Origin of the sequence: Candidatus Nitrosopumilus sp. (genome assembly GCF_965223225.1) — an archaeon.
Lineage (GTDB): Archaea > Thermoproteota > Nitrososphaeria > Nitrososphaerales > Nitrosopumilaceae > Nitrosopumilus.
Map to the genome: position 1 here is coordinate 506,859 of NZ_CBDCVU010000004.1, position 16,852 is coordinate 523,710.

Annotated in this window: 21 protein-coding genes; 11 read left to right on the forward strand and 10 right to left on the reverse strand. The window is 34.5% G+C overall.

The features are described from left to right. The first annotated feature begins 3 nt into the window (after window positions 1–3). The 4 genes from tmk (ACOQN3_RS03280) (at window position 4) to ACOQN3_RS03295 (ending at window position 2,838) form a co-directional block, all read left to right on the forward strand. Complete coding sequence (gene tmk / locus ACOQN3_RS03280) at window positions 4–711, forward strand: dTMP kinase (RefSeq protein ID WP_420545062.1); 708 nt, start codon at window positions 4–6, stop codon at window positions 709–711. A gap of 69 nt (window positions 712–780) precedes the next feature. Beyond that, on the forward strand, window positions 781–1,446 hold the full coding sequence (tmk, locus tag ACOQN3_RS03285) for a dTMP kinase (protein ID WP_420545063.1): 666 nt from the start codon (window positions 781–783) through the stop codon (window positions 1,444–1,446). Continuing rightward, window positions 1,443–2,201 (forward strand): CHAD domain-containing protein, encoded by a 759-nt coding sequence (locus ACOQN3_RS03290; RefSeq protein WP_420545064.1) that lies wholly within the window; start codon window positions 1,443–1,445, stop codon window positions 2,199–2,201. The genes tmk (ACOQN3_RS03285) and ACOQN3_RS03290 overlap by 4 nt, the downstream gene beginning before the upstream one ends. 88 nt (window positions 2,202–2,289) lie before the next feature. Beyond that, window positions 2,290–2,838 carry a thermonuclease family protein gene (locus tag ACOQN3_RS03295; protein WP_420545065.1) on the forward strand — a complete coding sequence of 183 codons (549 nt, stop codon included), beginning with the start codon at window positions 2,290–2,292 and terminating at the stop codon, window positions 2,836–2,838. Between the two features lie 334 nt (window positions 2,839–3,172). On the opposite strand, the gene ACOQN3_RS03300 is transcribed toward ACOQN3_RS03295, so the two are convergent. The 4 genes from ACOQN3_RS03300 to ACOQN3_RS03315 all read right to left on the reverse strand — a co-directional run bounded on the left by ACOQN3_RS03300 (window position 3,173) and on the right by ACOQN3_RS03315 (window position 5,014). Beyond that, window positions 3,173–3,316 (reverse strand): hypothetical protein, encoded by a 144-nt coding sequence (locus ACOQN3_RS03300; protein ID WP_420545066.1) that lies wholly within the window; start codon window positions 3,314–3,316, stop codon window positions 3,173–3,175. Window positions 3,317–3,889: 573 nt separating this feature from the next. Continuing rightward, on the reverse strand, window positions 3,890–4,402 hold the full coding sequence (locus ACOQN3_RS03305) for a hypothetical protein (protein ID WP_420545067.1): 513 nt from the start codon (window positions 4,400–4,402) through the stop codon (window positions 3,890–3,892). Window positions 4,403–4,459: 57 nt separating this feature from the next. Beyond that, window positions 4,460–4,597 (reverse strand): hypothetical protein, encoded by a 138-nt coding sequence (locus ACOQN3_RS03310; protein WP_420545068.1) that lies wholly within the window; start codon window positions 4,595–4,597, stop codon window positions 4,460–4,462. A 66-nt stretch (window positions 4,598–4,663) separates the two neighbouring features. Further along, on the reverse strand, window positions 4,664–5,014 hold the full coding sequence (locus tag ACOQN3_RS03315; RefSeq protein ID WP_420545069.1) for a hypothetical protein: 351 nt from the start codon (window positions 5,012–5,014) through the stop codon (window positions 4,664–4,666). Window positions 5,015–5,165: 151 nt separating this feature from the next. On the opposite strand from ACOQN3_RS03315, the gene ACOQN3_RS03320 reads away from it, so the two are divergent. The 4 genes from ACOQN3_RS03320 to ACOQN3_RS03335 all read left to right on the forward strand — a co-directional run bounded on the left by ACOQN3_RS03320 (window position 5,166) and on the right by ACOQN3_RS03335 (window position 8,574). After that, on the forward strand, window positions 5,166–5,993 hold the full coding sequence (locus ACOQN3_RS03320) for a tRNA (adenine-N1)-methyltransferase (RefSeq protein ID WP_420545070.1): 828 nt from the start codon (window positions 5,166–5,168) through the stop codon (window positions 5,991–5,993). Between the two features lie 61 nt (window positions 5,994–6,054). Then, window positions 6,055–6,918 carry an NAD(P)H-hydrate dehydratase gene (locus ACOQN3_RS03325; protein ID WP_420545071.1) on the forward strand — a complete coding sequence of 288 codons (864 nt, stop codon included), beginning with the start codon at window positions 6,055–6,057 and terminating at the stop codon, window positions 6,916–6,918. Between the two features lie 5 nt (window positions 6,919–6,923). Further along, on the forward strand, window positions 6,924–8,282 hold the full coding sequence (locus ACOQN3_RS03330; protein ID WP_420545072.1) for a M20/M25/M40 family metallo-hydrolase: 1,359 nt from the start codon (window positions 6,924–6,926) through the stop codon (window positions 8,280–8,282). Window positions 8,283–8,409: 127 nt separating this feature from the next. Further along, the gene (locus ACOQN3_RS03335) at window positions 8,410–8,574 is read left to right on the forward strand and encodes a hypothetical protein (protein ID WP_420545073.1); all 165 of its coding nucleotides are present in this window, start codon (window positions 8,410–8,412) and stop codon (window positions 8,572–8,574) included. Between the two features lie 113 nt (window positions 8,575–8,687). Here the strand turns inward: ACOQN3_RS03335 and ACOQN3_RS03340 are convergent, their stop codons facing one another. After that, on the reverse strand, window positions 8,688–9,104 hold the full coding sequence (locus ACOQN3_RS03340; protein WP_420546587.1) for a DoxX family protein: 417 nt from the start codon (window positions 9,102–9,104) through the stop codon (window positions 8,688–8,690). Between the two features lie 94 nt (window positions 9,105–9,198). On the opposite strand from ACOQN3_RS03340, the gene ACOQN3_RS03345 reads away from it, so the two are divergent. After that, a complete protein-coding gene (locus tag ACOQN3_RS03345) occupies window positions 9,199–9,795 on the forward strand; it encodes a proteasome subunit beta (protein WP_420545074.1) in 597 nt (198 codons plus the stop codon). Window positions 9,796–9,821: 26 nt separating this feature from the next. Here ACOQN3_RS03345 and ACOQN3_RS03350 read toward each other — a convergent pair whose 3' ends face one another. The 5 genes from ACOQN3_RS03350 to ACOQN3_RS03370 form a co-directional block, all read right to left on the reverse strand. Next, complete coding sequence (locus ACOQN3_RS03350) at window positions 9,822–10,298, reverse strand: PUA domain-containing protein (protein ID WP_420545075.1); 477 nt, start codon at window positions 10,296–10,298, stop codon at window positions 9,822–9,824. Next, the gene (locus ACOQN3_RS03355) at window positions 10,295–11,305 is read right to left on the reverse strand and encodes a homoserine dehydrogenase (RefSeq protein WP_420546588.1); all 1,011 of its coding nucleotides are present in this window, start codon (window positions 11,303–11,305) and stop codon (window positions 10,295–10,297) included. Before ACOQN3_RS03355 ends, ACOQN3_RS03350 begins: the two co-directional genes overlap by 4 nt. Window positions 11,306–11,440: 135 nt before the next feature. Then, the gene (msrB, locus tag ACOQN3_RS03360; protein WP_420545076.1) at window positions 11,441–11,854 is read right to left on the reverse strand and encodes a peptide-methionine (R)-S-oxide reductase MsrB; all 414 of its coding nucleotides are present in this window, start codon (window positions 11,852–11,854) and stop codon (window positions 11,441–11,443) included. 35 nt (window positions 11,855–11,889) lie between these two features. Continuing rightward, complete coding sequence (locus tag ACOQN3_RS03365) at window positions 11,890–13,509, reverse strand: FAD-dependent thymidylate synthase (protein ID WP_420545077.1); 1,620 nt, start codon at window positions 13,507–13,509, stop codon at window positions 11,890–11,892. 16 nt (window positions 13,510–13,525) lie between these two features. After that, window positions 13,526–13,834 (reverse strand): hypothetical protein, encoded by a 309-nt coding sequence (locus ACOQN3_RS03370; protein ID WP_420545078.1) that lies wholly within the window; start codon window positions 13,832–13,834, stop codon window positions 13,526–13,528. Window positions 13,835–13,969: 135 nt separating this feature from the next. Here ACOQN3_RS03370 and ACOQN3_RS03375 point away from each other — a divergent pair, with 135 nt between their 5' ends. Both ACOQN3_RS03375 and acs read left to right on the forward strand, forming a co-directional pair. Then, window positions 13,970–14,869, forward strand: a complete 900-nt coding sequence (locus tag ACOQN3_RS03375; protein ID WP_420545079.1) for a CdvA-like protein — start codon at window positions 13,970–13,972, stop codon at window positions 14,867–14,869. Between the two features lie 59 nt (window positions 14,870–14,928). Further along, window positions 14,929–16,848: an acetate--CoA ligase gene (acs, locus tag ACOQN3_RS03380; protein ID WP_420545080.1), complete on the forward strand. Its 1,920-nt coding sequence runs from the start codon at window positions 14,929–14,931 to the stop codon at window positions 16,846–16,848. Window positions 16,849–16,852 lie beyond the last annotated feature (4 nt).

The window sequence follows — 16,852 nt, forward strand, 5'->3', positions numbered from 1 at the left end:
GAATTGTCATTATATGTGAGAAAAAATTCCAAGAATTATGACATACCTGGAAAACTAATAGTTGTAGAAGGAATAGATGGGTCTGGCAAATCTACCCAACTCCGTTTATTGGAAAAGTGGTTACGATATAATGAATTTGAGGTGTTTAGAACCGAATGGAATTCTTCTGAATTGGTTAAATCAATCACCTCAAAAGGAAAAAAGAAAGAAACTCTCACTCCTACTACTTTTAGCCTACTTCATGCTACTGATTTTGCAGATAGATTTGAACGTAATATACTGCCCCTTCTGAGATCTGGCTATTTTGTTTTAGCGGATCGATATGTCTATACTGCATATGCAAGAGATGTTACAAGAGGATGTAACCCTAATTGGGTTAGAAAGGTCTATGATTTTGCAATCAAACCCGACATTGCATTTTACTTTCGAGTTCCACTAGACACTGCAATGGATAGAATTCTTTCAGGTAGGCCAAAACTAAAATTTTATGAGGCTGGAATGGATCTTAATTTATCAAAAGACATCTATGATAGTTTTAGAATCTTTCAAAGTAAAATTGTAGATCAATATGAAGAAATGAGTAAGCGAGAGGATTTCTACATAATGGATGCTACTGCTCAAATTCAAGAACAGCAAAAAATTATGAGAGAAAAAGTACGGAAACTCCTTCCAAAGAAATTAAAAAAGAAAACAGTGATGGAGGTGCCTTAAATATCTGATTTAGTTCGTGGAACAAAAAATAGGAAACCAAAATGGTATGGAACGAAAAAATTTGGAGGCTTGCCTTATCTTCCTGATTTGGAAATTTCTGGAAGATTAATTGTAATTGAAGGTCCAGACGCTTCTGGAAGGAGTACTCAAATTGAAATGCTAACTGCAAAACTTGAGGCAGATGGTTATGCTGTTCTGAATACTGGTTTGAATCGTTCTGATTTAATCAGTCAAGGAATCCTGGAAGCTAAAAGAAATGTTTCACTTGGTAAAAGAACTCTTGCATTATTTTATGCAGCTGATTTTGCCGACCAATTAGAACAAAAAATAATTCCTGCACTTCAAGCTGGATATGTAGTTCTGGCAGATCGATATATCTATACATTAATGGCCCGAAATACTGTCAGAGGAATTAAGAGAAAATGGTCTAGTGATCTTTTTAGTTTTGCCTTGATTCCAGATATGACATTTTACATTGATGTTGACCCATTTTCATTGGTCCATCGTGTATTTGAAAAAAGACAAAGCTTAGATTATTATGAATCAGGCGCAGATTTGGGCTTGTCTGATGATATGTTTGAATCATTTATCACCTATCAACAAAAACTAGCTAAAGAATTTTTGGTCCTAAAAAAGAAATATGGTCTTACTTCTGTAAATGGAAACTATGGGATTGAGGAAACCCACAAAAGATTAGAAAGACAAATTAGCAAATATCTCTCAAAAATATCATGAGTATGAAAAATGATTTTTTTCAAAACATTTTTCATGAAAAACAAGTTCAGTCAAAAAAACAGTTAGACGATTTTCTAAAAGAACCTGGTGAAAAACAAATACATGATTTACGAACATCAATTAGGAGACTACAAGCATCATACATTATTTTTCCAAACTCGTGCAAAAGAAAAAAAACTGATTACTTTGTATCTTCCTACAACTCATTGTTTAAAAAAAATAGTTCAATTCGGGATCTGGATGTGATTTTTGAAAAGCTGTTGCAATATAATTTGCCAAAAAATACTGAAATAATGCAAAATATTGTTAAACAAAAGAACAAGAAACTAAAAAAAATCTTAAAAGAGGCAAAAAAATTATCTGATCTAAAATTTTCGAACCTCAAAAAAATTGATAATAAAAAAATCACTCAAAAACATGATAAATTAATTTTCTCATTACTTACAAAAATTGAAAATTATCTGCCAATTGTTTTGTCTGATGAATCTAAAATGAAAGAATTGCATTCTATGAGAAAGAACGCAAAAAAGTTACGCTACATTTTAGAAATTGATCCTGAAAAAAAACATCAACATATGGTAGATAATATGAAATCTTTTCAAACATTATTGGGGATGATTCACGACTGTGACATAACTATCAATTTCCTTAAAAAATATTCAAAAAAAGAACATCCTGAATTGATTCCCTTGGTAATGGAAGAGCAAAAGGTTCGTAGTGAAACTTATCGCAAATTATCTGATTCTTTGTCATAATAGCCTGAAAATCTAATTTTACTAGTTTTTTCAATATAGTCTGACTTGAAAAGAAAAACAAAATTAATGACCTTTTTCTAAAAATGCTATGGATAAGAAGAAAATTGGATTAGCAATAATTCCTGTGATTGGTTTGATTTTCATTCTTGCTACATCTGGCTCTGAAACTCCAGATATGCCTGAGGATGTTGATGTTGAAACCTCTCTTGATCCTAACACTCCTGATTCTCCTTCTCTTATGTCTTCTAACCCACTTTGTTCTGGAAGTGCAAAATGTTTCTCAGGAACTGTAACTAAGATAATTGATGGTGATACTATTCATGTGAATGATCAATCCGTACGTTTTGCATTGGCATCTGCACCTGAGTTGAAAGGTTTTGATGGTGCTGACTCTAAAACATTCATTCAAACTATTTGTCCTGTTGGCTCTGAAGCTCTAGTTAACGAGGATGATGGACAAATCCCAGAAGGTCATAGTAGAATAATTGGAGTTGTTCATTGCAATGATATGATTTTGAATCAAGAATTACTAGATTCAGGTCTAGGATATTTGGATTCTAGATTCTGTAGTTCCAGTGAATTTGGATCTGACTCATGGGCTCAGAAACATGGCTGCATGATTGAATCTGATTCATAATTTTACTTCTTTTTTGGGCTTTTTTCTAAAAAATTGCCATTTTATTTTTTGATATATTAAAAACAATTTCTTTGAATTATTCTAAACTGGACGTGTACCTGAATTTGTTTTTTCATGAAAATCCATTAAACTATCAATCAACATTATCTCAAAACAACAAAATTAATTTCTGATCATGTTTATCCTCTCATGGAAAATCATTGTGTAGAATGTTCCTTTTCTACTGAGGAACCAGGCGAATTATACATTCATTTTATGAATGTGCATACAAAACTGAAAAGCAAATCCACTAAAGCTCCTTCATATTCATTAGATAGTTTTGCAGGATAACCTGCTATTTTTTTTCTGTAGTTTTTTTCTTTTTTCGTAGCTTTGAAAATACTCGTGAAAGTAGCATTAATCCTGCAGCCACTCCAATACCGATGCCTATGGCGATCATTGCATCATAAATTATTGCTAAAGATTCATGCTCTGCCATATTTTTTGGATTTGAATTGATAATTTATCTTGTGCCGAATTCTCTTCTATGGGCTTTCTTGACTGGTATAGTTTGTTCTTATTTCTGTATTTTAAGCTCAAATTTGTTTGAATATGTTTAGTTTCATACATTTCTGATCGAGAAGATAGTTGACTCTGATCGATGTTATTTCAAACATTGATGATTCAAATCAAAATGTCATACTATCTTAATTCTTGACTGATTGTAAAGATGGATACAAACATCATTTTTCATGGTTTGCCATTCAGGGAAAAAGAATGTGCATTCATTGTATGATTGAAGAATAACCTTCATCTGTTTCTATTTTTAATAATCCAAATTTCTAATCTTTTTGTGTTGTTTGGTTATTGCTACTAGTGGAAAATTTAGATCATTGTTAAATATGATATTGACGTAACTATAATAACGAGAAGCCGTCTTTCTGCGTAGTAGGAGATAGGTATGGAAAACAATTCATGTTATGAACGTGGTCCTATGTTCGAGCGTTTTCCACGTATTTCTCGTTGTTTTACTTAATTCAAAATAATGTGTATGTGATCTTGAATCGTTCTTTTATCCATACATGGATTTGTCTGTGGTCTCTTCAGATGAATTTGTCTTGGATGAAAATCCACTGAAATTAGAGCGAAGAATTTTTTGTATGTGTGCTGACACTCTTGACACCTTATCCCATGCATTATGAAATGAAACCCTATCCAGAATACTTTCATCCACATGTGAAAAAATAGCTAACCCGATTACCCTCTCTTTGTCCTTTATCCATTGATGGCCTACGCCGCAAATTGTACAAATCTCACTGATTTCCATAATTGCCCTTGAGAATGATGGGTTTTTGATTTCCAATAACTTGGAATCTTCTGGAGGAAATCGCATGTTTACGTTGATGTGTATCCTGTCTGTTCTGTTTCTGTTCTTGCTGACTATTACATTTACTCCTACACGAAACTGCCATTCTATTATCTCGCTTTTCTCTCTGACTTTTTCTGTCTGATCTTCATAATTGATATTTGTTATTTTGATGAATTCTTCAACTGCATTTTTCATTTCTTCAGATGTCTTGACCATTATTTTTCAATTTTATTTGTGTAATATATGCATGATAGAACTAAAGAAAAAAAATTCTTAATGGCTATGACCGCAGCCACAAGAATCATGGCCTCCATGACCCTCTACTTCTTTTCCTGAACATCTGGAACATTTGTCTGATCCCATTGGAGAGAAGAAACTAATTCCACACGATACACATTTTATGCTTGTCATAATGATGCTAAAATAACTCGGTTATTTATTGAATACGTGATTTGTTATCCTTAAGAATTCTTGATCTTAGCTTGATGGTTTAGCTTTTCCAATTTCTCCGGATTCATCATTTTTCTGGAAAACTCTGTACTCTCCAATTATTGAGTTGCATTTTTCACATGTATATTGACCTCTTTCAACTAATACCAAGTTCTCCGCAACTTCTTCATTGTTGTTTTCTTCTAGTTGTATTTTGGGAGGATTTGGAAATTCTGTTTCACAATTATTGCAATAATGTTTTGACATCTTTTCTTTCTCGATTTTTCCAATTGGTGCCAAAAACAATTTTCCAACACCTAAATCTGCCTTTTTTGCCTGTTCTTCTGTAAGTTCTGCAATGATGTATCCTCCTGAACCCTGAACTTTGAATTCTGCCATCTTGTCTTACTTTTCTTTATGTTATTAAAAACTATTTGTAATGTTTCTATTTTTTTGGTAATTCCTGTTTGTGTTTTAATCCCTGTGAGTCTTCTTTCTTGATTTGCTTACGAATCAGTAGATTCTTATCTAAAATTTTAAGGCTAATTTTATGGATAAAATCAAACAAAACTCATCAGTCTTATTTTACTTTAATAATTCAAAAAAGTGGCTTGTAAAGATTTCAAAAAAAGAATCTCTTCACACTCATATCGGTGTGATTAAACATGTTGATGCAATCGGCAAAGAATATGGTTCACGACTAGTCACAAACAAAGAAAAGTATGTGTATCTTCTAAAGCCTACGATGTATGACTATGTGATGAAAATACAACATGGCACCCAGATTGTCTATCCTAAAGATCTTGGTTACATTGTTGCTCGAGCTGGAATTGGAAGTGGTCAGAAAATTTTAGAGATTGGGACTGGAAGTGGTTCTCTTACATCTTTTGTTGCAAATATTGTCAAACCACGTGGGCACGTGTTTACTTTTGATGTAGATGAGAAATTCATGCAGATTGCAGGAAAAAACATACTCAAAGCAGGAGTCTCAAAATATGTAACACAGCATAACCTAGACTTGAAAACTGCAAAAAAAATGCCACTTTCAGAAATGGATGTAGCACTAATTGACTTGGGTGATCCTTGGACTGTAATTCCTCAGGTAAGAAAAATGCTAAAAGGAAGTGGATGTATTTTTGCAATTTGTCCTACGATGAATCAGCTAGAAAAATTAACTGCCAGTTTAGTTGAAAATGAGTTCACAGACATAGAATCCACTGAACACATCTTGAGAACCATTGAGGCAAGAGAAGGCAAGACTCGTCATTCATTTCAAGGCATTGGACACACTACATACCTTTGTTTTGCAAGAAAAGCATTTTTTGACAGAGAATCACGAAAAAATTCCAAGGATAAGAATTTAACAAAAAAACAATGATCCTATCTCCAATTATTAACCAAAACAAGATTTATTCGTCTATATTCTCAAACATTTTGTGTTGACGGAAAAAAACCTCTCACCTTCAATCGTTAAGAAATTCATTCCTGCAAGAAAATCTACATCTAGGAAAGGCGATAACGGTATAGTTTTGGTGGTGGGGGGAAGCTACATATATCACGGCGCACCAATTTTATCTTCTTTAGCTGCTCTCAGGTGTGGTACTGATCTAGTTTATACTTCTGTTCCAAAAATCAACGTGGCTCCAACACGTGCAATATCTCCAAATCTTATTGTTATTCCTCTAGTTGATCAAAAACTTACTCGTGGTGCTGTGAATAAATTAGTAGGGGCAATACCACCTAATCTGGATTCTGCTACTATCGGAATGGGTTTGGCAATACAAGAAAAAAATGCATTACTTAATTTGGTAAAATCTTTGTTAGATAGGGATGTGAGACTTTCTTTAGATGCTAGTGCTTTAATTCCTGATGTTCTTCCGCTTTTAGAAAATAAGAATGTCGTTGTGACTCCTCATGCTGGAGAGTTTAAAAGATTGTTTGGACAAACTGTTCCTTCTTCAAAGAATGAACGAATCAAATTGGTGGAGAAAAATGCAAAAAAATATGGAATTACAGTTTTACTAAAGGGTTCAACTGATGTTATCTCAAATGGTTCTGACACCTTCTTGTATTCAAAAAAAATACCTGCCATGACTGTTGGTGGAACAGGCGATGTTCTTTCTGGGTTAGTTGCAGGTATCCTATCAAAAAACCGCAATACTTTGGAATCTGCAGCAACAGCTACTTTTATCAATGGACTGGCAGGCAAAGCAGCTCAGAAAAAATTAGGCTTACACATTACATCAATGGATGTTCTTGAGGAGCTACCATTTGTAATGAAAACTTTTGATAGAATTGTGTGATTTGTATGGATGAACTAAAGCATGTAGATAATCACATGAATGATCTAATTTATGACCTGCAAGTTTTAATCAAACAACCTAGTGTTTCTGCAAAAAATGAAGGTATTGAAGAATGTGCTATTCTTGTACAAAAATTATTGAAAAAGTCAGGAATTTCATCAGAAATATTGAGGCTTAGGAAAGGAGTGGCTCCAATTGTTTATGGTGAAGTAAAATCAAAACAAAATCCAAACAAAACTATAATGTTTTATAACCATTATGATGTTCAACCAGCTGAGCCTTTTGATCTTTGGGAATATTCTCCATTTGATGGAATAAGAAAAGGTAATAAAATATTTGGTCGAGGTGCAACTGATGATAAAGGAGAATTAATCACTAGAATCAAAGCAGTTGAAGCTTGTCTGAAAACTAGTGGTGATGTTCCATGTAACATCAAATTTGTAATTGAGGGTGAAGAGGAAACTGGAAGCGCCAACATTGAATCATACTTGAAGAAATTCAAAAAGAAATTTTCCACAGATGCAGTAATTTGGGAGTTTGGGTATGTAGATGCAAAAAATAGGCCTATCATAGGTCTGGGCATGAAAGGTTTGCTGTTTGTTGAACTCTCTGTAAAAGAATCTATACGTGATGCTCATTCTAGTCTTGCTGCCATTATTAAAAATCCTACATGGCGATTAATTGAGGCAATTAACACACTACGAGATTCTAATGGTGAAATTTTGATAAAGGACTGGTACAAAGAAGTGACTCCTTTCTCCAAGAAAGATTTGGAACTAATCTCAAAAGAACCCTTTGATGCAAATCAATTCCAAAAAGAATTTGGAATCAAATCTTTTGTTGGGAATAAAAAGAGCAGTCTTGATGCTAAAAAGGCTCTTGTTGGAGGTGCTACCTGTAACATTGCAGGATTTGTTTCTGGTTATACTGGTGAAGGTGCCAAAACAGTTCTTCCTTCTGAGGCTCTGGTAAAAATTGATTTTCGTTTGGTTCCTAAAATGGATCCAAAAAAACAAATCATGAGATTAAAAAAACACCTAAAATTAAAGGGATTTTCTGACATCACAGTTAAGATTTATCATGGAGAGGCTGCAGCTAGAACTGATTCCTCTTTGCCTTTTGTCTCTCAAGTTAAGAGTGCTGCAGACAAGTCATTTGGAACTTCAATTCTTAACGTGTCAAATGCCGGCACGGGACCTATGTTTCCTTTTGTTGATATCCTAAAGGCTCCCTGTATCTCTATTGGAAGTACGTACATGTTCTCAAGAATTCATTCTCCAAACGAATTTGCAAGAATCGACTTGCTAAAGAAAACAACAAAATGCATTTGTTTGATTTTGCAAAATTTTGGCTCTACAAAATAAAAACAAAACAAAATACCAAAGCACAAAACATACTAACCATATGAATAATTATGAATCTTCTTTTGTGATGTTTATCTGAAAATACTTTAGTCAGAAAATTTATCTAATCTGAAACTAACGGTAAACTATGAAGGACATAACCTATGGGATAACCCCTACTAACGATCCTAGGGGCTCAATAGTCAGGAAGAGATGTGAAATACATGATCTGCAGTTCTATTTTTATGGTGATGAAAATGATAAAACCTGCCCTATGTGTGCCCAAGAATCAGAAAAATCCGATGATGGATGATGATAATCTGACATTAATTACTGTGTTAAATTGCTACTCGTTCTTGATCTCATTTTGCAGACAATCTAAATTTCGTTATTGTTCCTGTCTTTTGAAAACTGCCATTTCCAATTCTAATGCAAACATCTTGGTAATTTTTTAACTGCTTGTGCTAGCGCAATTCTTCCTGGCCCTGCAACCATTATCACTAGGGCAGCAGCCAACAATATCAAATCTAGTTCTACTCCTGAATCTCCTGTCAGACTTTGTGCTCCTTTAACATGAAATATTGCTCCAATCATTATGATTGAAAGTAATGCTGATGACAACCTGCTAAGCACCCCGATTATTAGGAGTATGCCTGGTACGAGTTCTGCTAATGCAATTGGAATTTGCAATTCAGGTGGAAGTCCCAAGTTCGGCAAAAATTCTGCAAATCCTGGATTGAATTTGCCCATACCGTGAACTATGAAGATTACTCCTATTGCTGATCGTAATCCCATAAACACCGCGTCGTTGAGAATTTTTTCCTTGATCTCACTTGTGGCCAATGTGTAAATTTCCAATTTTTAGTATAATTATTTTGCTCATTAATCCATACTATATGTAGAAAGCCCTTTATTATGCTGCAAATTCATTTGAATTATGTCAATGTATATGCCAGGGGCAACTGCTGTTGGAATTACCTTTGATGGAGGTGTCGTTTTTGCAAGTGAAAAAAGGATCGCATTTGGTAATTTTCTTGTCAGTAAATCTACAAAAAAGACTTTTCCAATAACTCCCAAAGTTGGCGCAACATGTGCCGGACTGGTAGCAGACATGCAAATTTTGTCATTACAAATTTCTGCTCTTGCTAAAATTAGAAAGATGGAACTAAAAAGAGACGTTCCTCCTAACACTGTTGCTAAAATGATGTCAAATATGATGTATGAAAGAAGATACTTTCCTTTATTGACTCAGGTAATAGTTGGCGGTGTTGTGGATAAACCTATAATGTATACTCTTGATCCTCTCGGTTCTGTTTTACCTGATGAGTATGCTGCAGTTGGAACAGGTGCTGAAATGGCATTGGGAGTCTTAGATCCTCAATACAAACCAAATATGTCAAAAGATGAAGCAATTGATCTAGCAAAACGCGCTGTTCGTTCTGCATCTTTACGTGATTCTGCAAGCGGTGATGGTTTGGATGTTCTTGTCATCACAAATGACGGTACAGAAGAATACACTGAAAAAATCAATTAATTTCTATATTTGAAAAATTTCTTGTTCTAGTCGTAGATAGTCTTTCCGATTTCCCAATATTTGTCTGAGATATAATGCATGTTTTTTATTATCTCTCCTTTGTCTATTGATTCCATCTCTGAACTGTCTACTAGTGATTTACCTACTGCCAAATACTTGTGTTGTGATTCTTCCACTATGCAAACCATTTTGTCTTTTTCAAACTCTGTATAGTTTTTTATTCCTGGCCTCATCACATTGGCTCCTTTACACATGAATTTGATTGCCCCCATGTCTACAGTAACGTTTGGGAATTTCTTCAAAATCTCTGTTTCAGACAAAAATGGTAAATAATCCTCGTTGATTTTTAGTATTTTTATCCCGTTACCCGTAATTATTTGGGCTTCATTTGAAATCTGATGAACTTTTAGATTTTTATTCTTAGGTAATTCTATTGACCATCTCTCTGAAACTGTTTTCAAGAGTGATGTTGTTTCGCTTTTTGAAATTAAATTTGATTTCATGCTCGCGAAATCTCTTCTCGTATGTCTAATAGGTCTCTTAAGATTGAACTTGCAGTTTCAATTCCTCCAGCCCCCCGTCCAATTATTGTTTGAGTTCCTGAATGTTCTGAAGTAAATGCTATTGCATTCAAAGTTCCATTGACGCACAATGGATCATCTTTTGGTATCTCTTTTGGACCTACTACAAGTTTATCATTACATGATGCAATCAATTTTACTGCACAATTCTTTTTTGCGGCCCGTTTGATGTCCTCTGTTGTAACTTTTCTTATTCCTGTACAATCAATATCTGGCATAGTGACCTTGATTCCCATTATCCAATTTGCAAGTATCACTAATTTGGCTGCTGCATCTAATCCGTCAAGGTCCAGAGACTCATCTGCTTCAACATATCCTTTCTCTTTTGCATCCTTTAACGCATCTTCAAATGTTAATCCCGTTGTCATGTTTGATAAAATGTAGTTGGTAGTTCCGTTTAGAATTCCATCAAATGATGTTATTCTTTCTCCTCGTAAACTATTTTTTGCATAATCTAGAATTGGAGTGCCTCCTCCTACAGTTCCGCTGAATTTTAGTATCACTTGATTGTATATTGCTAATTCCATTAACGATGGGAATGCTAATGCAAGTGGACCTTTGTTAACTGAAATTACATGCATTCCTTTTTTCATTGCAGTTGTAATGTGTGTCATTCCTGGTTCTGCATCTTTGTAGTTACTTGCAGTAGTTTCAATTAACACATCTGCTTCAATATTTTTTAGGATTTCTACACCTGTCATCTTGTTTTTGACGTTTGCATAATTTTTTACTGTGCCAAATTTTTTCTTTGTATTTACCAATTTGTCAAAGTCTAATCCTGATTTATCCACTGCGCTTCCTTTACTGTCAAACACTGCAACAACTCTTGGTTTTAATCCATATTTGGCATACAGATCCTCTGCTCTGGAGTCAAATAGTTTCACCAGGCTCTGTCCTACTACACCAAAACCACATAATATTATCCTCAGATTTTATCATCTCTTTTTGTTTTGAATTTGCCTTTCATTTTTTCTCGTTTAATTTTCTTATCATTTGTGGTGTTTTATTAATAATTTTTGAATGTTGCATCATTGTTGATTCCATATTGTGACTGTTTGTCCCATTTATGCTAATTCTTCTTCTTTGTCTTTTTCGTGTTGTAAAGAAATTGAGTTGATGCAATATCTTAGATTGGTGGGTTTTGGTCCGTCATCAAAAACATGGCCTAAATGCGCTCCACATTTGTTGCAATTGACTTCAGTGCGTAACATGCCGTAGGAGTTGTCAGAAACATATTCTATTTTTTCCTCTGAAATGGGTTCCCAAAAACTTGGCCATCCTGAACCTGAGTCAAACTTTGCATCTGATGAAAATAATTTTTCTCCACAGCAAGTGCATTCGAATATTCCTTCTAATTTTGTACTGTTATACTTTCCAGAAAAAGGAGGTTCGGTACCGTGGTTGATACAAATCTCATACTGATCTGATGTAAGCTCTTTTTTCCATTCTTCAGGAGTTTTGGTTATTTTATCTACCATGATGTGATTATGTTTTTCAATTATTATAACATTCTTTATTTTTTTAGTTTTTTACGTTTCTCTTCAGTCCTTTTTTCTGATTCAAATCTTTCTAAATCATATTCCTTCAGATCCACAAATTTCATTATCTTACTCAATGTAGGATGAACATTGTTTATTTGATTGTACATCTGCTGAGCTATTCTTCTGTAATCTACATGTCCCTGGGGTACTGTTCTGAGTTCAATTAAATGACATGCTTCTCTTAGATTAAACTTCATAAAATAGCGATAATTAAAAGCAAAATTTACAACATATTGTGCTTGTTCTGGATTTTTCCTTCTAATCTGTTCAAAAGTTTTTTTGGTGTTGTACATACAATCTGTAAAATCTTTTGTAATTCCAAGCGTGTTGATTTCTTCTGGAATGGTGTATCCATGGTCTGTTGTCAATAACTGTCTCTCTAATGTTAGTGCTCTATGCCTGTGAAAATCTCTGAACATTCCAAAATTGTTGCACAAATCAAAAGTATAAAATACATTTTCAAACGCGCGTGACGGTCTGTGTCTTCTATTTTTTCGAATTTTTACAAACTCTTGAATTATTTTTTGTTTTTTTGCTTTTGAGAATTTTTTTACTTGTTTTAGAATGTCTTGATATGATGTACTGGGAGATTGTTCATAAAATATACTGGTGATTGTTTTGTCTATTGCATTTTCCTCTTTCTCCCAATCTACAATCTTTGTCATACTTCCGATTTTTTGGTTTGGAATGATCTCTTTTTGGGTTATTTTTCTTGATTTTATTTTTAGAGTTTTGAGGTATTTTTGAAACTCTTTACCATATTTGTCGTCTGCTCTTCTTACAAAAGATTTGATTGTTGTGTCTAATTCTTTTTTAATTTTTGAGGCTAAATCTTGCTCTTCTTTTAATTCTGAGGATGACAAAACAGTCAAGAGGTATTCAAACGCTCTACCGTTTCCTGTGATTCCAACATTTGTCATAGTTGATGCTGGAAGTAATCCTCGTAAGATATCCAGTGCTTTTGCTTTGGTAGATCCTTTGTAAATCATATTTGCAGACTTGATGTCTTCTTCTCTTTTTAATTTAGAAAATGATTTTTCTTTTTTGTCTATAGAATCTTTAAACTTGTATTTTTCAATTGGATATTTTTCTCTAACATATTTTATCATCGGTTCTATATTTTTTGAATATACATCAAATGAATAATTGCATGCGTCTTCGTACATATCAGAAAATTTTGATTTAATAATTTCAGGATCTCTGTAAAATCTGTATTTTCCATTTTCTTTTTTATTCCAAGCAACATATCTTGAAGATTTTTCCAAGTATGATAAACCAATTCTTCTGTCTTCTATTTTTTTTACAGCAATGTTTGTCAAACCTTCAATTGCAATTTGTGCCTCCCCTAATTCTGCAACTGAATCATCTCCGTATTCTAAAAGAACTCTATTGTAAAATTCCTCTCCTCTGTTTTTATTTTTTAAAAACTCATCAAGAAAAATTCGTCTCATGCTTTTATCGGTTCTGCTGTATCTTGACATTAATGCTCCACGATCAACCTGACGCGGAGTTATTATTGCAAATACGTTACCATCTGTGTTTGAAAAATGATCTGAAAGTATCTTTTTTTCCTTAGTTGAAAATTCTGACAATGTTTGTCTGAGATTTTCAATTATTAATATTCTGTTTCTTTTTGCCGATTTGAATTAGATCTGGACCCTTGTCTTTGTCTTTTTCATTTCCTTTTGCTTGCCATCTTAGCAGCACTTCTTTGAAGGAGATGGCATCCATGTCATTTTCGGTGTACATCAGAGTTGTAATCCAATGTCCGCCTTTTGCTGTTTTTCCTCCCACTGAATTCATCCAAAAATCACTTGGCAAACTCTCCAAGGCCTTGTTGTTTGGATCTTTTGTTGCTTCTGTCCATCTACTTGCCACAAAATTTAGAATTTGCTCAAGTTCTTCTCTTTGAATCATGTCTTCTCTAAACCCTCTCTAGATTTTAAAATTACTGCAATTTAACCTCTTTTTTGAGTTTGTAAAAATAATCTTACTAAAACTAAAAACATTACTTACACTTTGTTGGTTATATAGATCCCATGACTTTGCACTATGACCCAAGACGATATCGATCTAATCGGTAAAAACGTCAAAGACATGTACGGAACATTCATGGGTAAAGTCATAGGAACAGTAACTGACATTGATGGTAGCATCCAATCTGTAGGTATTGATTGTGGTTCACAAGGATTACAGCAAATCTCATATGAACAGCTTGTTACACAAAGCGATGTCGTTATCTTCATTCCAAAATGGAGATTAGACTCTCAAAGACTCATTCGTGAAAAACAACTAACGCTACGTCGTCTAAAGGCTCTGATTGACATTGTTTCTGAAAATGATGACATGAAAGCAGATGCAGAAATTATTCATGAGAAATACAAGTCAAAACTTGTAACATTGGATGAAACACAAAGACACATCAGTGCCAAACTTGAGGCAAGATTGACAGAGTTAGATGAACAAATGAAGTCTGCAAAGATGTTATTGTTTGATGCAAAAGTACAATACAAGAGCAATGAAATCTCTGATGCAACTTTTGAGAAAGTGAAATCATGTACCACTGAAGTAATTGAACATGTAACTCACGAAACCGCAGAAATCTCAAATGTGCAGACTAGAATTTCAAATCTTGAGTTAGAGGTAAGGGAAATAACCAGTACTTCTAACCAACCACAAAATATCCAAGAATCAGCCGTTTCATATCTGGAGACACCTGGACCAGAACAAGTAGTCCAGACCATACTTCCAGAGGCACCAACTGAATCAGTAGAATCAACTACTTCAGAATCTGTTGAGGCAGGTAATCCATCTACTTCGATACCTGAACCTCCTAATACTGAACCTGAAGTATCTGTCAACTTTCCAGAACCGCCCCAACAGGTGAAAACAGAAACTCCTAAAGAAGATAATAATGATAATGATTGGTTAGCCCGAATGGAAGCTCAATAATTTTTTTTTAAATATTTTTTCTTTAACATTTAGAAAGCTCTACCTGTATACCATTTTTGATGTCGGAGATTTATGATATAGGACTTGGAAACAATGATTCTGAGATTCGGAAAAAAGCCTCTTCTGATTATGTTTCTTTTTGGGATGAACAAGCAAGACAACTTAGTTGGTTTTCTCCATGGAGTAAGACTCTTGACTGGAAATTCCCTTTTGCACGATGGTTTGTCGATGGTAAAATCAACGCATCATACAATGCTCTAGATGTACATTTGGACAAAAAAGCAGAGAAACCTGCTATTTTGTGGGAGGGTGAAAATGGTGATTCTCGTTCTCTAACATATGGAGATATGGCCAAATCTGTACAAAAATTTACAAATGTGCTAAAATCATTGGGCGTGAAAAAAGGCGACAGAGTCACAATATACTTGCCTATGGTTCCTGAACTGCCTATCTCGATGCTTGCTTGTGCAAGAATTGGGGCAATCCATACTGTTGTGTTTTCTGGATTTAGTTCTGCTTCTATCAAAGATAGGGTTGATGATTCTAAATCTAGAGTGATAATAACTGCTGATGGTGGATACAGACGTGGTAAAACTGTGCCACTAAAAGATGTAATTGATGATGCTGTATCTGATCTTGATTTTGTTGAACATGTCATAGTTTTGGAAAGAACCAAGAATAAAATCTCCATGACTTCAAAGGATCATCTCTGGGACGATTTGATGAAAGATGCTTCAGAAATTTGCTCTGCTGAGAAATTGAGCAGTACAGATCCTCTATACATTTTGTATACCTCTGGAACTACTGGAAAACCAAAAGGAGTCTTACATGGTACTGGAGGTTATTTGACACATCTTTATTCTACATTCCAATGGGCATTTGACATAAAAGATACTGATGTTTTTTTCTGCACAGCTGACATTGGATGGGTTACTGGACACAGCTACGTCGTATATGCACCATTACTTCATGGTGCTACCGAAATAATGTATGAAGGAGCTCCTGACTATCCTGATGCCTCTAGAATGTGGGATATTTTACAAAAATACAAAGCTACTATTTTTTACACTACTCCTACCGCACTCAGAATGTTTATGAAATTTGGAGATGAAATTCCAAATTCATTTGATCTTTCTTCTTTACGATTACTTGGTACTGTTGGTGAACCTATCAATCCCGAAGTCTGGAAGTGGTATTTCAAAACAATTGGAAAAGAAAAATGTCCTATCATTGATACATGGTGGCAAACCGAAACTGGTGGGATGCTTATTTCTCCTCTTCCTGGTCTTGAAACCATTCCATTAAAGCCTGGATCTGGAGCACGTCCAATTCCTGGAGTGGATATATCTGTAGTTGATGAGAATGGAGTTGATGTGCCTCCGAACACCAAAGGATATCTGGTAGTTCGAAACCCTTGGCCTGGCATGCTGCTTTCCTTATGGAATGATGATGAAAAATACAAAACAGTTTACTGGTCAAAATATGAAAACTGTTATTATCCCGGTGATTATGCTCTCAAGGATGAGGATGGTTATCTTTGGTTACTCGGAAGGGCAGATGATGTTCTAAAAGTTGCAGGTCATAGGATTGGAACTGCAGAACTTGAAAGCTGTATTGTGTCTCATGATAGTGTCGCAGAAGCTGCTGTATGTGGAATTCCAGATGATGTTAAGGGTGAGGTCATAATTGCATTTGCTGTCTTAAACCATGATGTTGATGCAAGTGTTACTGATTCTGCTCTTCTGGAAAAAGAGATATCTACAAAAATTAGGAATGATATTGGTGCCATTGCAACTCCAAAACAAATCTATTTTGTAACAAAACTTCCAAAGACTCGAAGTGGTAAAATTATGAGAAGATTGCTAAAATCTATTGCAAATAATGAAAAAATTGGAGATGTAAGTACCTTAGAGGATGGTGCTGCTGTATCTGAAGTACAACAATCCGTTGAAGATCTTAGACGCTCTATGAATATTTGATACG

Coding starts and splice junctions, on each gene's coding strand:
- ACOQN3_RS03290 (WP_420545064.1), top strand. CDS start 1,443: ATGAGTATGAAAAATGATTTTTTTCAAAACATTTTTCATGAAAAACAA.
- ACOQN3_RS03295 (WP_420545065.1), top strand. CDS start 2,290: ATGGATAAGAAGAAAATTGGATTAGCAATAATTCCTGTGATTGGTTTG.
- ACOQN3_RS03300 (WP_420545066.1), bottom strand. CDS start 3,316: ATGGCAGAGCATGAATCTTTAGCAATAATTTATGATGCAATGATCGCC.
- ACOQN3_RS03305 (WP_420545067.1), bottom strand. CDS start 4,402: ATGGTCAAGACATCTGAAGAAATGAAAAATGCAGTTGAAGAATTCATC.
- ACOQN3_RS03310 (WP_420545068.1), bottom strand. CDS start 4,597: ATGACAAGCATAAAATGTGTATCGTGTGGAATTAGTTTCTTCTCTCCA.
- ACOQN3_RS03315 (WP_420545069.1), bottom strand. CDS start 5,014: ATGGCAGAATTCAAAGTTCAGGGTTCAGGAGGATACATCATTGCAGAA.
- ACOQN3_RS03320 (WP_420545070.1), top strand. CDS start 5,166: ATGGATAAAATCAAACAAAACTCATCAGTCTTATTTTACTTTAATAAT.
- ACOQN3_RS03330 (WP_420545072.1), top strand. CDS start 6,924: ATGGATGAACTAAAGCATGTAGATAATCACATGAATGATCTAATTTAT.
- ACOQN3_RS03335 (WP_420545073.1), top strand. CDS start 8,410: ATGAAGGACATAACCTATGGGATAACCCCTACTAACGATCCTAGGGGC.
- ACOQN3_RS03345 (WP_420545074.1), top strand. CDS start 9,199: ATGTCAATGTATATGCCAGGGGCAACTGCTGTTGGAATTACCTTTGAT.
- ACOQN3_RS03350 (WP_420545075.1), bottom strand. CDS start 10,298: ATGAAATCAAATTTAATTTCAAAAAGCGAAACAACATCACTCTTGAAA.
- msrB (WP_420545076.1), bottom strand. CDS start 11,854: ATGGTAGATAAAATAACCAAAACTCCTGAAGAATGGAAAAAAGAGCTT.
- ACOQN3_RS03370 (WP_420545078.1), bottom strand. CDS start 13,834: ATGATTCAAAGAGAAGAACTTGAGCAAATTCTAAATTTTGTGGCAAGT.
- ACOQN3_RS03375 (WP_420545079.1), top strand. CDS start 13,970: ATGACCCAAGACGATATCGATCTAATCGGTAAAAACGTCAAAGACATG.
- acs (WP_420545080.1), top strand. CDS start 14,929: ATGTCGGAGATTTATGATATAGGACTTGGAAACAATGATTCTGAGATT.